We start from the raw sequence: 14,168 nt of genomic DNA, 5'->3' as shown, positions 1-14,168 counted from the left end.
ATTTTAAATCAAAGGTGTGAAAATTATGACAGTAAAAACTACAGTGTTATCAAAGGATATAGATGAAGCATTTTTACAATTGAAAGATATCGCTAAAGAAACCCCTCTTCAAAAAGATCATTATTTATCTCTTAAATATGATTGTAACGTTTATTTAAAACGTGAAGATTTGCAGTGGGTACGTTCATTTAAATTGCGAGGCGCATATAATGCAATTGCTGCGTTAAGTGATCAAGAACGACAAAACGGTATAACTTGTGCTAGTGCTGGTAACCATGCACAAGGCGTAGCCTATACCGCGAGTAAATTAAATCTTAAAGCAGTTATCTTTATGCCAGTCACAACACCACTTCAAAAAATTAACCAAGTTAAATTTTTTGGTGCTTCAAATGTTGAAGTCGTATTAACTGGTGATACATTTGATGATTGTCTTAAAGAAGCTTTAACTTATACTCAAGACAACAAAATGAATTTTATTGATCCTTTTAATAATATTTACACAATTGCCGGTCAAGGCACTTTGGCAAAAGAGATTATCAATCAAGCACAACAAGATGATGTCGAATTTGATTATTTATTTGCTGCAATTGGTGGTGGCGGTTTAATTTCAGGTGTAGGCACATATTTTAAAGATCACTCACCTAATACTTCTATTGTAGGTGTAGAACCTGCTGGTGCCAGTAGTATGTATGCTTCAGTAGTATTAGAAAACCAAATTGTTACATTACCTGAAATTGACAAGTTTGTTGATGGTGCATCAGTCGCTCGTGTCGGTGAAATCACATATGACATTTCTAAAAATGTAGTCGACGATTACGTCCAAGTACATGAAGGTGCAGTATGTTCAACTATTTTAGATATGTATTCCAAACAAGCAATTATTGCTGAACCTGCTGGTGCCCTTAGTGTCACAGCATTAGAACAATATAAATCACACATTAAAGGAAAAAATGTCGTTTGTATCGTGAGTGGCGGTAATAATGATATTAATAGAATGAAAGAAATTGAAGAACGTTCTTTACTGTTCGAAGAAATGAAACATTACTTTATCCTAAATTTCCCACAACGCCCAGGAGCATTACGTGAATTTGTAAATGATGTTTTAGGAGCAAAAGATGATATTACAAAATTTGAGTATTTGAAAAAATCATCACAAAATACAGGAACAGTTATTATCGGTATTCAATTATATCATCATAGTGATCTAGAACAATTAAAAGAAAATGTAACAGAATTTGATCCATCAAACATTTATATTAATGAAAATAAAATGTTATATTCCTTACTGATATAACATTAAAAATTTCAAAATAAATATCTTTGATAAACATAGAAGAAAATGGTACTACTATTATTCAAAATAGTAGTACCATTTTCTTTTTCATATAAAGAAGTACTTTGCATGTAATACATTAGTACTTCTAAGCGGGATGTTAACCACTACCTTCGGCGCTAAGGGCTTTCGGCTTGTGACAAGCGTTCGCATCTAAAGTAGTACTTTGCATGCAATGCATTAGTACTACTTATGCAATTGCTCCAGCAATTGTACACCTTTTGTCCTGACTTGCTTACCTCTCGTAAGCGCGTTGCGTCACAAGTTTCATTCGTCAGCTTCAATCGCTTTCACTTTGCCTTGTTTCTACTTTTATAATAAAGACCTTGCGGTCTAGATAGTATATTTTTCATATAAAAAAAGAGACCTCTCGGTCTCGGCTCATCGCATCCTATAATTGCCTGGCAACGTCCTACTCTAGCGGGATGTTAACCACTACCATCGGCGCTAAGGGCTTTCGGCTTGTGGCAAGCGTTCGCATCTAAAGTAGTACTTTGCATGCAATGCATTAGTACTACTTATGCAATTGCTCCAGCAATTGTACACCTTTTGTCCTGACTTGCTTACCTCTCGTAAGCGCGTTGCGTCACAAGTTTCATTCGTCAGCTTCAATCGCTTTCACTTTGCCTTGTTTCTACTTTTATAATAAAGACCTTGCGGTCTAGATAGTATATTTTTCATATAAAAAAAGAGACCTCTCGGTCTCGGCTCATCGCATCCTATAATTGCCTGGCAACGTCCTACTCTAGCGGGATGTTAACCACTACCTTCGGCGCTAAGGGCTTTCGGCTTGTGGCAAACGTTCGCATCTATCCTCTTTCAACTTGCTCCTGACTTGCTTACCTCTCGTAAGCGCGTTGCGTCACAAGTTTCATTCGTCAGCTTCAATCGCTTTCACTTCGCCTCGTTTCTACTTTTATAATAAAGACCTTGCGGTCTAGATAGTATATTTTTCATATAAAAAAAGAGACCTCTCGGTCTCGGCTCATCGCATCCTATAATTACCTGGCAACGTCCTACTCTAGCGGGATGTAAATCCAACTACCATCGGCGCTAAGGAGCTTAACTTCTGTGTTCGGCATGGGAACAGGTGTGACCTCCTTGCCATTGTCACCAGACAATGTATGTGAATGTAGTTATACATTCAAAACTAGATAGTAAATAAAATAAGTGAACCAAGTAAAACCTATTTAAAATTGATTAAGTCTTCGATCGATTAGTATTCGTCAGCTCCACATATCACTATGCTTCCACCTCGAACCTATTAACCTCATCATCTTTGAGGGATCTTATAACCGAAGTTGGGAAATCTCATCTTGAGGGGGGCTTCATGCTTAGATGCTTTCAGCACTTATCCCGTCCATACATAGCTACCCAGCGATGCCGTTGGCACGACAACTGGTACACCAGAGGTATGTCCATCCCGGTCCTCTCGTACTAAGGACAGCTCCTCTCAAATTTCCTACGCCCACGACGGATAGGGACCGAACTGTCTCACGACGTTCTGAACCCAGCTCGCGTACCGCTTTAATGGGCGAACAGCCCAACCCTTGGGACCGACTACAGCCCCAGGATGCGATGAGCCGACATCGAGGTGCCAAACCTCCCCGTCGATGTGAACTCTTGGGGGAGATAAGCCTGTTATCCCCGGGGTAGCTTTTATCCGTTGAGCGATGGCCCTTCCATGCGGAACCACCGGATCACTAAGTCCGTCTTTCGACCCTGCTCGACTTGTAAGTCTCGCAGTCAAGCTCCCTTATGCCTTTACACTCTGTGAATGATTTCCAACCATTCTGAGGGAACCTTTGAGCGCCTCCGTTACTCTTTAGGAGGCGACCGCCCCAGTCAAACTGTCCATCTGACACTGTCTCCCACCATGATCAATGGTGCGGGTTAGAAATCCAACACAGCGAGGGTAGTATCCCACCAACGCCTCCACGTAAGCTAGCGCTCACGTATCTAAGGCTCCTACCTATCCTGTACAAGCTGTGCCGAATTTCAATATCAGACTACAGTAAAGCTCCACGGGGTCTTTCCGTCCTGTCGCGGGTAACCTGCATCTTCACAGGTACTATGATTTCACCGAGTCTCTCGTTGAGACAGTGCCCAAATCGTTACGCCTTTCGTGCGGGTCGGAACTTACCCGACAAGGAATTTCGCTACCTTAGGACCGTTATAGTTACGGCCGCCGTTTACTGGGGCTTCGATTCGTAGCTTCGCAGAAGCTAACCACTCCTCTTAACCTTCCAGCACCGGGCAGGCGTCAGCCCCTATACATCACCTTACGGTTTAGCAGAGACCTGTGTTTTTGATAAACAGTCGCTTGGGCCTATTCACTGCGGCTTTCCTGGGCGTGAACCCTAGAAAGCACCCCTTCTCCCGAAGTTACGGGGTCATTTTGCCGAGTTCCTTAACGAGAGTTCGCTCGCTCACCTTAGAATTCTCATCTTGACTACCTGTGTCGGTTTGCGGTACGGGCACCATAATTCTAGCTAGAGGATTTTCTTGGCAGTGTGAAATCAACGACTCGAGGAATAAATTCCTCTCCCCATCACAGCTTGACCTTAATGAGTACCGGATTTGCCTAATACTCAGTCTTACTGCTTGGACGTACAATCCAATCGTACGCTTCGCCTATCCTACTGCGTCCCCCCATCGCTTAAAACGAATTGAGGTGGTACAGGAATATCAACCTGTTGTCCATCGCCTACGCCTTTCGGCCTCAGCTTAGGTCCCGACTAACCCAGAGCGGACGAGCCTTCCTCTGGAAACCTTAGTCAATCGGTGGACGGGATTCTCACCCGTCTTTCGCTACTCACACCGGCATTCTCACTTCTAAGCGCTCCACATGTCCTTGCGATCATGCTTCAACGCCCTTAGAACGCTCTCCTACCATTGTCCTACGGACAATCCACAGCTTCGGTAATATGTTTAGCCCCGGTACATTTTCGGCGCAGTGTCACTCGACTAGTGAGCTATTACGCACTCTTTAAATGATGGCTGCTTCTAAGCCAACATCCTAGTTGTCTGGGCAACGCCACATCCTTTTCCACTTAACATATATTTTGGGACCTTAGCTGGTGGTCTGGGCTGTTTCCCTTTCGAACACGGACCTTATCACCCATGTTCTGACTCCCAAGTTAAATTGATTGGCATTCGGAGTTTGTCTGAATTCGGTAACCCGAGAAGGGCCCCTCGTCCAAACAGTGCTCTACCTCCAATAATCATCACTTGAGGCTAGCCCTAAAGCTATTTCGGAGAGAACCAGCTATCTCCAGGTTCGATTGGAATTTCTCCGCTACCCACAACTCATCCGCTCACTTTTCAACGTAAGTCGGTTCGGCCCTCCATTCAGTGTTACCTGAACTTCAGCCTGGTCATGGGTAGATCACCTGGTTTCGGGTCTACGACCAAATACTCAACGCCCTATTCAGACTCGCTTTCGCTGCGGCTCCACATTTGCTGCTTAACCTTGCATCAGATCGTAACTCGCCGGTTCATTCTACAAAAGGCACGCCATCACCCATTAACGGGCTCTGACTACTTGTAAGCACACGGTTTCAAGTTCTCTTTCACTCCCCTTCCGGGGTACTTTTCACCTTTCCCTCACGGTACTGGTTCACTATCGGTCACTAGAGAGTATTTAGCCTTGGGAGATGGTCCTCCCGGATTCCGACGGAATTCCACGTGCTCCGTCGTACTCAGGATCCACTCAAGAGTGTATAAATTTTCGACTACAGGATTATTACCTTCTTTGATTTATCTTTCCAGATAATTCGTCTAATTTATACATTTGTAACTCCGTATAGAGTGTCCTACAACCCCAATAAGCAAGCTTATTGGTTTGGGCTCTTCCCGTTTCGCTCGCCGCTACTCAGGGAATCGATTTTTCTTTCTCTTCCTCCGGGTACTAAGATGTTTCAGTTCTCCGGGTATGCCTTCAGACATGATATATATTCACATGTCGATAACACGACATAACTCGTGCTGGGTTTCCCCATTCGGAAATCTCTGGATCACAGCTTACTTACAGCTCCCCAAAGCATATCGTCGTTAGTAACGTCCTTCATCGGCTTCTAGTGCCAAGGCATCCACCGTGCGCCCTTAATAACTTAATCGTTTGTTTAAATCAAACATTGTTTCATTTAAACCCAAAATGTTATTAATCTGTGAGTGTTCTTTCGAACACTAGCGATTATTTGTTTTGAATTCAAGCTTTTTCAAACTTTAATTCACTCGGTTTTGCTTGGTAAAATCTATATTTTACTTACTTATCTAGTTTTCAATGTACAATTTATGTTGAATCCTCAAATTATGAGCATTCAAAACTGAATACAATATGTCAATGTTATTCCTTTTCAACTTCGTAGAAGTTGTTCCGAATATATCCTTAGAAAGGAGGTGATCCAGCCGCACCTTCCGATACGGCTACCTTGTTACGACTTCACCCCAATCATTTGTCCCACCTTCGACGGCTAGCTCCATAAATGGTTACTCCACCGGCTTCGGGTGTTACAAACTCTCGTGGTGTGACGGGCGGTGTGTACAAGACCCGGGAACGTATTCACCGTAGCATGCTGATCTACGATTACTAGCGATTCCAGCTTCATGTAGTCGAGTTGCAGACTACAATCCGAACTGAGAACAACTTTATGGGATTTGCATGACCTCGCGGTTTAGCTGCCCTTTGTATTGTCCATTGTAGCACGTGTGTAGCCCAAATCATAAGGGGCATGATGATTTGACGTCATCCCCACCTTCCTCCGGTTTGTCACCGGCAGTCAACCTAGAGTGCCCAACTAAATGCTGGCAACTAAGTTTAAGGGTTGCGCTCGTTGCGGGACTTAACCCAACATCTCACGACACGAGCTGACGACAACCATGCACCACCTGTCACTTTGTCCCCCGAAGGGGAAAGCTCTATCTCTAGAGTGGTCAAAGGATGTCAAGATTTGGTAAGGTTCTTCGCGTTGCTTCGAATTAAACCACATGCTCCACCGCTTGTGCGGGTCCCCGTCAATTCCTTTGAGTTTCAACCTTGCGGTCGTACTCCCCAGGCGGAGTGCTTAATGCGTTAGCTGCAGCACTAAGGGGCGGAAACCCCCTAACACTTAGCACTCATCGTTTACGGCGTGGACTACCAGGGTATCTAATCCTGTTTGATCCCCACGCTTTCGCACATCAGCGTCAGTTACAGACCAGAAAGTCGCCTTCGCCACTGGTGTTCCTCCATATCTCTGCGCATTTCACCGCTACACATGGAATTCCACTTTCCTCTTCTGCACTCAAGTCTCCCAGTTTCCAATGACCCTCCACGGTTGAGCCGTGGGCTTTCACATCAGACTTAAGAAACCGCCTACGCGCGCTTTACGCCCAATAATTCCGGATAACGCTTGCCACCTACGTATTACCGCGGCTGCTGGCACGTAGTTAGCCGTGGCTTTCTGATTAGGTACCGTCAAGACGTGCACAGTTACTTACACGTTTGTTCTTCCCTAATAACAGAGTTTTACGAGCCGAAACCCTTCATCACTCACGCGGCGTTGCTCCGTCAGGCTTTCGCCCATTGCGGAAGATTCCCTACTGCTGCCTCCCGTAGGAGTCTGGACCGTGTCTCAGTTCCAGTGTGGCCGATCACCCTCTCAGGTCGGCTACGTATCGTTGCCTTGGTAAGCCATTACCTTACCAACTAGCTAATACGGCGCGGGTCCATCTATAAGTGATAGCAAAACCATCTTTCACTTTAGAACCATGCGGTTCTAAATGTTATCCGGCATTAGCCCCGGTTTCCCGGAGTTATTCCAGTCTTATAGGTAGGTTACCCACGTGTTACTCACCCGTCCGCCGCTAACGTCAAAGGAGCAAGCTCCTTATCTGTTCGCTCGACTTGCATGTATTAGGCACGCCGCCAGCGTTCATCCTGAGCCAGGATCAAACTCTCCATAAAAAATTATGATGTTTGATTAGCTCATAAATACTAATTTGTGTGTTATCTCTAACACGTTTAAACCAACGATCTTGTCGTTGCGTTTGGAATTAACGTTGACATATTGCGATTCAGTTTTCAATGTTCATTTAAGATTTGATTGGAGCGGGTGATGGGAATCGAACCCACAACATCAGCTTGGAAGGCTGAGGTTTTGCCATTAAACTACACCCGCTTATTATAATTGATTTTTGGTGCGGCCGAGAGGATTTGAACCTCCACGGGATTACTCCCACTAGGCCCTCAACCTAGCGCGTCTGCCATTCCGCCACGACCGCTAGGCAAAACGGTTAGTACTTCATCAGAACATTAACTATTGTAACGTAATGTTAACGTGATGTCAACACTTTTGTTATTTGGTTTTAACATACTTAACATGTACTCAATAATTGCAGTTATTATTTTTGCAACGTTTATTATCATATACCATGATTCTTACATCGTCAATTGTTTTTAATGAATTTTTTAATTTTATAATCTAAAATAAGTTACGATTTACCTTTAAATATCAATTTTATTCAAAACATCACTTTTATATGCTAATAAAACAAATGGAGAGCTGTAACATTTGTTACAACTCTCTGTTTGTTATTTCTTTTCTATTAATGTTAATTTTTGATGGCACAGACTGCAGACCATTTTACGAGTATTAACTTTACGAATTCTCATGAACTTAGTTTTACAATTAGTGCACTCATAAATATAATTTGCACGTGATTCATAACTTTCAAGTGGTTCACAATATCTTGGTGCATTTACTTGTTTGCTTAATTTTTTGAAATCATAATCTTTATGTTTGTAACCTTTGCCTTCTAAATGTAAATGATAGTGACATAACTCGTGCTTTATAATATTCGTCAATGCCTCCATGCCATACATAGTATATTGTTTGTAATTTATTTCAATATTATGTGAATGTAACAAGTATCTTCCGCCTGTAGTTCTTAATCTGTTGTTAAAATAGGCTCGATGCTTAAAAGGCTTGTTAAAATTTTCTAAGGATACCTTTTCAACACAACTTTGTAATTCATTATTTTGCATATGGATCAACCATAGTTAATGCTACCTTGCCTTTTTGCTCATCTATATCGACAATCCATACATCTACTATATCGCCTACACTAACGATATCCATAGGATTTTTCACAAATTTCTTGGCAAGTTTTGAAATATGCACTAAGCCATCTTGTTTTACCCCGATATCAACAAATGCACCAAAATCTACTACATTACGTACTGTTCCGCTTAATTTCATACCTTCAGTTAAATCTTCTATAGATAACACATCAGATTTTAAAATAGGTGTTTCATAGTTGTCTCTTGGATCTCTATTAGGTGCAATCAATGCTGCTATAATATCTTCTAAAGTAGGTAATCCAACATTTAGTTGTTCTGCAATTTGTTGCTGGTCTATCTTTGTGAGTTTATCTTTTAGCAGTTGAGAGCCTAAATCGCTTTTAGTTAAGCCAATATCATTAAGTAAGTTATTTGTTATATCATAACTTTCAGGATGTATTGCTGTATTATCTAATGGTTCTTCACCATCAACAATACGTAAAAATCCAATACTTTGTTCAAAAGTTTTAGCTCCTAAACGTTTTACTTTAGCGATTTCTTTATAATGTTTAATTCCACCGTGTTCTTCTCTATATTGAATTAAATTATCTGCAATTGTACGTGACAACCCTGCCACATGTTGTAATAAAGAATGTGATGCAGTATTTACATCTACTCCTACTTGGTTTACAGCTGTTTCCACGACAAACGTTAATGCTTTTTCTAACTCTTTTTGGTTTACATCATGTTGGTATTGCCCCACACCAATGGATTTTGGATCTATTTTAACGAGTTCGCTCAATGGATCTTGTACTCTTCTACCAATTGACACTGCACTTCGTTCTTCTACTTGAAAATCTGGAAACTCTGCTCTTGCAATTTCAGATGCTGAATAGACAGATGCACCTGCTTCGTTAACAATGATAAATTGTACATTGAGGTTATGTTGTTGAATCATATTTGCAACAAATTGTTCTGTCTCTCTACTTGCAGTTCCATTACCAATTGCTATTAAATCTATGTTATAGTCTTTAACACATTTTAAGAAAATACTTTCTGCTTCTTTTCTTTTATTAATTGGCGGATGCGGATACATAACACTTTTAGCTATAAATGTACCGAATGGATTAATTATTGCTAACTTACATCCCGTTCTAAAAGCTGGATCCACACCTAAAATCTGTTTTCCTTTTAATGGAGGTTGTAACAATAAGTTTTTAAGATTTTCGCTAAAGACATCAATTGCATGATTTTCTGCTTTTGTAGTTAAATCACTTCGTATTTCACGCTCAATTGAAGGCATGATTAGTCGTTTCAAACTATCTTGAATTGCTATAATTATCAAATCACTATTCGGATTGTTTTCTGTTATTTCTTGTTTGCGGATAAAGTTTTCAAGTCCTGTAGAATCCATTGCTATTTTAACAGTTAAGACTTTTTCATTTTCGCCTCTATTTATCGCTAAAATTCGGTGATTAGCAATGCTCTTAATGGGCTCACTAAAATCATAATACATTTCGAAAATTGATTTTTCATCTTCAGCATTCTTTTTCTTCTGAGTGATTATTTTTCCTTGTTGATATGTATCTTTTAAAATTTTCGTTCTGTATTTTGGATTATCTGAGATTTGTTCTGCCAAAATATCTTGTGCACCTTTTATGGCTTCATCCACAGTTTGGACTTCCTCTGAGATATATGTTGGAGCAAGTTGTTGTATTGGTGTTGTATTATCACCTTTCTTGATGATATCCGCTAGCGGTTGTAATCCTTTTCTTTTAGCCTCAGTCGCTCTAGTTTTTTTCTTTTGTTTAAATGGTCGATATAGATCTTCAACACGTTGTAATTTTGTTTGTTTTAAAATATCTTGTTTTAATTCATTCGTTAATAATCCTTGCTCTTCAATATTATGAATTACTTCTTCTTTTCTTTTAAGCAAGTTAACCATATATTGATATTCATCATTAATTAATTTAATTTCAACTTCATCTAGCCCACCAGTTTGTTCTTTTCTATATCTGGCGATAAATGGTACAGTATTTTTATCTTCTAATAATTCAAGTACAGAGTTTATCTGTTTTTCAGAAAAACTATACTTCTCTCGAATTGATGTAATTAAATTTTTATTCATATTATCCTCCGTACGTTGCTATTGTAATTCATTAGTTATTTTAACATATTCTTTGTATTCTACTTTTATAATCACTACACATTAGTCTCCAATAATTATAAATGTATATAAAATAAGACAGAAACTTTGTACTCGTTTCTGTCCAATCATTATTTTTTTGCAGCTTCTTGTAATTTTTTAATTGCGGTACGTTGAAGGCGAGATACGTGCATTTGGCTTAAACCAATACGTTCTCCTGTTTCTTTCTGACTCAAACCCTCAATGAATGTACATTGAATGATTTGTCTTTCTCTTTCTGATAATATAGGTAGAATTTTTTCTAAAATCATGCGCTTTTCTGTTAAGTCATAATTATCATCTTGTTGGCCCATAATATCTAATAAAGTTACAGTTGACCCATCTTTATCCGCTTCAATAGAATGATCGACACTCAACGCATTATAACTTTGACTCATTTCCATAGCTTCTAATACGTCCTCATCGCTCACTTCTAGCCTATTGGCAATTTCAGAAATTGATGGTGAACGTTCTAACTCGTTAGTCAATTCATCACTAACCTTTTTAATACGTGGACCTATTTCTTTAATTCTTCTCGGTACATGGACACTCCATGTTTTATCACGAAGGTAGCGTTTAATTTCTCCTATAACTGTAGGAACTAAAAATGCTTCGAACTTTCTATCAAAAGATAAGTCGAATCTGTTTATCGCACCAATTAAACCAACCATACCGACCTGAACTAAATCTTCATGATGAGATTGCCCCTTTGAGTACTTATAAGCTAATGACTCAATGAGTTTACGATAATGTTGAACTAAATGATCTTGCGCATTTGTCGCTTCATTATTTTGATGTTCTTTTATCCATTTATTAATTTGTTCAGGTGATACATCATTAACTGATTTCGACTCTTTCGCCATTATTTCGCACCTGCTCTTTTTTAATATACTTTATCATACTGATCGTTACACCAGATTTTTTATCTACTGTAACTTCATCCATTAATGACTCAATTAAAAACAGACCTAATCCACCTTCTCTTAAGAAGTCAATATTTTCATTTTCTTGGTAAGGTCCTAATTGTGCTTTTGTTTCTTCGTAATCAAAGCTTTCACCTTGATCTGATATTATAATTTTAATTTTATCTTCAAAAATTTCAAAACAAAGGTTAATCATACCTACTACAGCGCCATCTTTATATGCATGTTTTACGGCGTTTGTTACTGCTTCGCTCACTGCTATTTTAGCATCTTCAATATCGTCATATGTTGCGCCAGCTCTTGAGAATACGCCAGATAAAGTTAATCTAATTAAACTCACATATTCCGCAGAGGCTGGTAAGCGCATTTCAATATAGTCCTGTTTAGTTTGCATGTTATTCAACCTCCGTTCCTTCATTAACATGCATCAAATCTTTTAACCCTGTAATATCAAAAAGACGGCTAATTCGATCAGAAGCACCTAATATATATAATTCCTTATTATTTTGATTTAATGCTTTTAATGTTCCTACAAAAAGACCTAATCCAGTTGAATCCATGTAACTCACGTTTTCTAAGTTCACGTGCACATTATGAGTGCCTTCCTGACGCATTGGTACTAGTACCTCTTCTAATTCTGGTACAGTGTATACATCAAGTTCACCGCCAACTTTTACTTCATAATATTCATCATGAGTTATCGTTTCAATGTTAAGATTCATTTTACTACACTCCTAATTATAGTCTTATTTCTTCATGCTATACCCCTAATAAACAAAAATATTCTATTAAAAAATAAACAAATTAATTTACACGTTTAATGATTAAAATCGTTAAATCATCTCTTTTTTTAGGATTTTGTATTTTCAAGATGGCTTCGTATAACAGCTGCACAATGTCTTGCGGATGCATATGTTTATACTTGTGTATCATATCAAGTAATTGGTCTTTATTTATAAATTCGCCTTCTTCATTTCGAACCTCTGTAACACCATCAGTAAATATAATTACTAAATCATCTAAAAAAATCGGTATTTCTTGTTGTTGATATCTCGTTTGTTGGCTTACACCTAACACTCTACCACGTACATCTATTTCTTCGAATGTTTGAGTTTCAGCTCTATATATATAACCAGGCTCATGTCCTGCTGAACTACAATATAATAAATGGTTCATCTCTTCATATAACCCATAAAACATAGTTACAAACATATTTTGGTTAACATTTTTTTCTACAACACGATTTAATCGCTTTAACCCATCACTTGGTAACTGTGAATGACCATATGAATCCATTCCGAATTTAATCATGCTCATTGCTAGTGCAGCCGGAATACCTTTACCAATAACATCTGCTACTGCAAAACTCATAGTACCGTCTTTGTGGTCAATCAAATTAAAATAGTCTCCACTTACTTTTTGTGCCGCAACTGAAATGACACCTATTTGGATACTATCAAACTGTGGAATATCTGTTTTTAGCATTGTTTGTTGTAACCTCGAAGCTAAATCCATTTCTTTATCATGGTATTGGAGGCGATCGACCATCTGCTGGTAATCTCTATAACTATAACCAAAACCTTTCACAATTTCTTCAAGTACCACTAAGCTTTCTAAAATTTGACTTTGTTCTAAATCAAGTAAAGTTATATAGTCTTTGTGTATTTCCACAATATGTTCTGGCAAAATATCTCGTTTAATAACTTCATCAGTAAAAGCTTCGCATTTTTTTAATAACGCATCTTTGCCAACAGAGGTCAAACTTAAATCTATCAGTGCTCTATATTGCTTTTTAAATTCTTCCACGCTGTTAAACCTCCTATATCAATACAATTACCATTTACACAGCATTGATTGAGTGCTACTTAATATTAATATATCACTTATTAATATTAATCAAAAATAGTGCTAGATGTAAACTAAAAGTTAAAAAAGCCTTAGGGTTTCCTAAAGCTTTTCGAAGTGTATTACTTATTTTACAACGTATTCGAACCCTATATTATTCTAAACGGTGTGACGTGCTAATTTAATTTAATATGTTTGTTAAACTTTTATATTATAACATCCAACTGTGCCTTTACTTATGATGCCTATTATTATGTAATCCTAAACTTATGTCAATTGCTATGTTGACTTCTTTCATTTTATCTTCTGATAAGTATGTTAACTTTTCTTTTAATCTTTTTTTATCTAACGTTCGAATCTGCTCAAGTAATATAACTGAATCCTTATCCAATTTATACTTTTTCTTTTCAATTTCAACATGTGTTGGTATTTTAGCTTTATTTATCCTACCAGTGATTGCAGCTACAATCACGGTAGGACTATATTTATTACCAGTATCATTTTGAATAATTACAACTGGTCTTACTCCCCCTTGTTCAGACCCTTGTACTGGTGATAAGTCAGCTAAGTAGACGTCTCCTCGTCTCATTAGTCATTAGTGTTACTAGCACTAATATATGATTCGTTGCAATCACAAGCTTCACATTCGAATGGAAAAGCTTCTGCTGCAAGGGAGAGATTCAAATCAGCCATTTGGGAATAGCCTTCTTTTAAAGATTGTTCTATGTTATGATTTCTACTTTGGTTAAAACTTGGCATGAATAAAACCTCCGTGTGAGTCAAGAAATAGTTTACTATGTGTATCTAATTACATTCATAATAACAAATTTTAAAATCAGT

At 38.6% G+C, this 14,168-nt stretch carries 9 protein-coding genes, 2 tRNA genes and 3 rRNA genes; 1 reads left to right on the top strand and 13 read right to left on the bottom strand.

What is annotated here, in order from left to right; genetic code table 11:
- Window positions 1-25 precede the first annotated feature (25 nt).
- On the top strand, window positions 26-1,294 hold the full coding sequence (gene ilvA, locus MUA37_RS04225; protein WP_262624847.1) for a threonine ammonia-lyase IlvA: 1,269 nt from the start codon (window positions 26-28) through the stop codon (window positions 1,292-1,294).
- 1,042 nt (window positions 1,295-2,336) lie between these two features.
- Here the strand turns inward: ilvA and rrf are convergent.
- From rrf to mazE, 13 genes are all read right to left on the bottom strand, one after another.
- Window positions 2,337-2,451 (bottom strand): 5S ribosomal RNA (gene rrf / locus MUA37_RS04220).
- Window positions 2,452-2,529: 78 nt separating this feature from the next.
- Window positions 2,530-5,451: ribosomal RNA gene (locus MUA37_RS04215) — 23S ribosomal RNA — on the bottom strand.
- Window positions 5,452-5,727: 276 nt separating this feature from the next.
- Window positions 5,728-7,280: ribosomal RNA gene (locus MUA37_RS04210) — 16S ribosomal RNA — on the bottom strand.
- Together the 16S, 23S and 5S rRNA genes with 2 tRNA genes alongside form the textbook arrangement of a ribosomal RNA operon.
- A 140-nt stretch (window positions 7,281-7,420) precedes the next feature.
- Window positions 7,421-7,494: transfer RNA gene (locus MUA37_RS04205), tRNA-Gly, on the bottom strand.
- A gap of 17 nt (window positions 7,495-7,511) precedes the next feature.
- Window positions 7,512-7,597 (bottom strand) — tRNA-Leu (locus MUA37_RS04200).
- 310 nt (window positions 7,598-7,907) lie between these two features.
- Window positions 7,908-8,360, bottom strand: a complete 453-nt coding sequence (locus tag MUA37_RS04195; protein WP_142019510.1) for a SprT family protein — start codon at window positions 8,358-8,360, stop codon at window positions 7,908-7,910.
- Complete coding sequence (locus tag MUA37_RS04190; protein WP_112369524.1) at window positions 8,350-10,503, bottom strand: Tex family protein; 2,154 nt, start codon at window positions 10,501-10,503, stop codon at window positions 8,350-8,352. The genes MUA37_RS04195 and MUA37_RS04190 overlap by 11 nt, the downstream gene beginning before the upstream one ends.
- A gap of 149 nt (window positions 10,504-10,652) precedes the next feature.
- Window positions 10,653-11,423 (bottom strand): RNA polymerase sigma factor SigB, encoded by a 771-nt coding sequence (gene sigB, locus MUA37_RS04185; protein WP_103387739.1) that lies wholly within the window; start codon window positions 11,421-11,423, stop codon window positions 10,653-10,655.
- Complete coding sequence (gene rsbW / locus MUA37_RS04180) at window positions 11,398-11,877, bottom strand: anti-sigma B factor RsbW (RefSeq protein WP_002509020.1); 480 nt, start codon at window positions 11,875-11,877, stop codon at window positions 11,398-11,400. Before rsbW ends, sigB begins: the two co-directional genes overlap by 26 nt.
- Window position 11,878: 1 nt before the next feature.
- Window positions 11,879-12,205, bottom strand: a complete 327-nt coding sequence (locus MUA37_RS04175; protein ID WP_002509019.1) for an anti-sigma factor antagonist — start codon at window positions 12,203-12,205, stop codon at window positions 11,879-11,881.
- An 82-nt stretch (window positions 12,206-12,287) separates the two neighbouring features.
- Window positions 12,288-13,289, bottom strand: a complete 1,002-nt coding sequence (locus MUA37_RS04170) for a SpoIIE family protein phosphatase (RefSeq protein ID WP_002509018.1) — start codon at window positions 13,287-13,289, stop codon at window positions 12,288-12,290.
- Between the two features lie 271 nt (window positions 13,290-13,560).
- Window positions 13,561-13,917: a type II toxin-antitoxin system PemK/MazF family toxin gene (locus MUA37_RS04165; protein ID WP_002509017.1), complete on the bottom strand. Its 357-nt coding sequence runs from the start codon at window positions 13,915-13,917 to the stop codon at window positions 13,561-13,563.
- On the bottom strand, window positions 13,917-14,087 hold the full coding sequence (mazE, locus tag MUA37_RS04160) for a type II toxin-antitoxin system antitoxin MazE (protein WP_002509016.1): 171 nt from the start codon (window positions 14,085-14,087) through the stop codon (window positions 13,917-13,919). Before mazE ends, MUA37_RS04165 begins: the two co-directional genes overlap by 1 nt.
- Window positions 14,088-14,168 lie beyond the last annotated feature (81 nt).

The sequence above is a fragment of the Staphylococcus arlettae genome (assembly GCF_025560845.1).
Classification (GTDB): Bacteria; Bacillota; Bacilli; order Staphylococcales; family Staphylococcaceae; genus Staphylococcus; species Staphylococcus arlettae.
This window is presented reverse-complemented; position numbering and strand designations above follow the sequence as displayed.

Excerpts from the sequence above, each read along its gene's own strand:
- ilvA (WP_262624847.1), top strand. The coding sequence starts at position 26 with ATGACAGTAAAAACTACAGTGTTATCAAAGGATATAGATGAAGCATTT.
- MUA37_RS04195 (WP_142019510.1), bottom strand. The coding sequence starts at position 8,360 with ATGCAAAATAATGAATTACAAAGTTGTGTTGAAAAGGTATCCTTAGAA.
- MUA37_RS04190 (WP_112369524.1), bottom strand. The coding sequence starts at position 10,503 with ATGAATAAAAATTTAATTACATCAATTCGAGAGAAGTATAGTTTTTCT.
- sigB (WP_103387739.1), bottom strand. The coding sequence starts at position 11,423 with ATGGCGAAAGAGTCGAAATCAGTTAATGATGTATCACCTGAACAAATT.
- rsbW (WP_002509020.1), bottom strand. The coding sequence starts at position 11,877 with ATGCAAACTAAACAGGACTATATTGAAATGCGCTTACCAGCCTCTGCG.
- MUA37_RS04175 (WP_002509019.1), bottom strand. The coding sequence starts at position 12,205 with ATGAATCTTAACATTGAAACGATAACTCATGATGAATATTATGAAGTA.
- MUA37_RS04165 (WP_002509017.1), bottom strand. The coding sequence starts at position 13,917 with ATGAGACGAGGAGACGTCTACTTAGCTGACTTATCACCAGTACAAGGG.
- mazE (WP_002509016.1), bottom strand. The coding sequence starts at position 14,087 with ATGCCAAGTTTTAACCAAAGTAGAAATCATAACATAGAACAATCTTTA.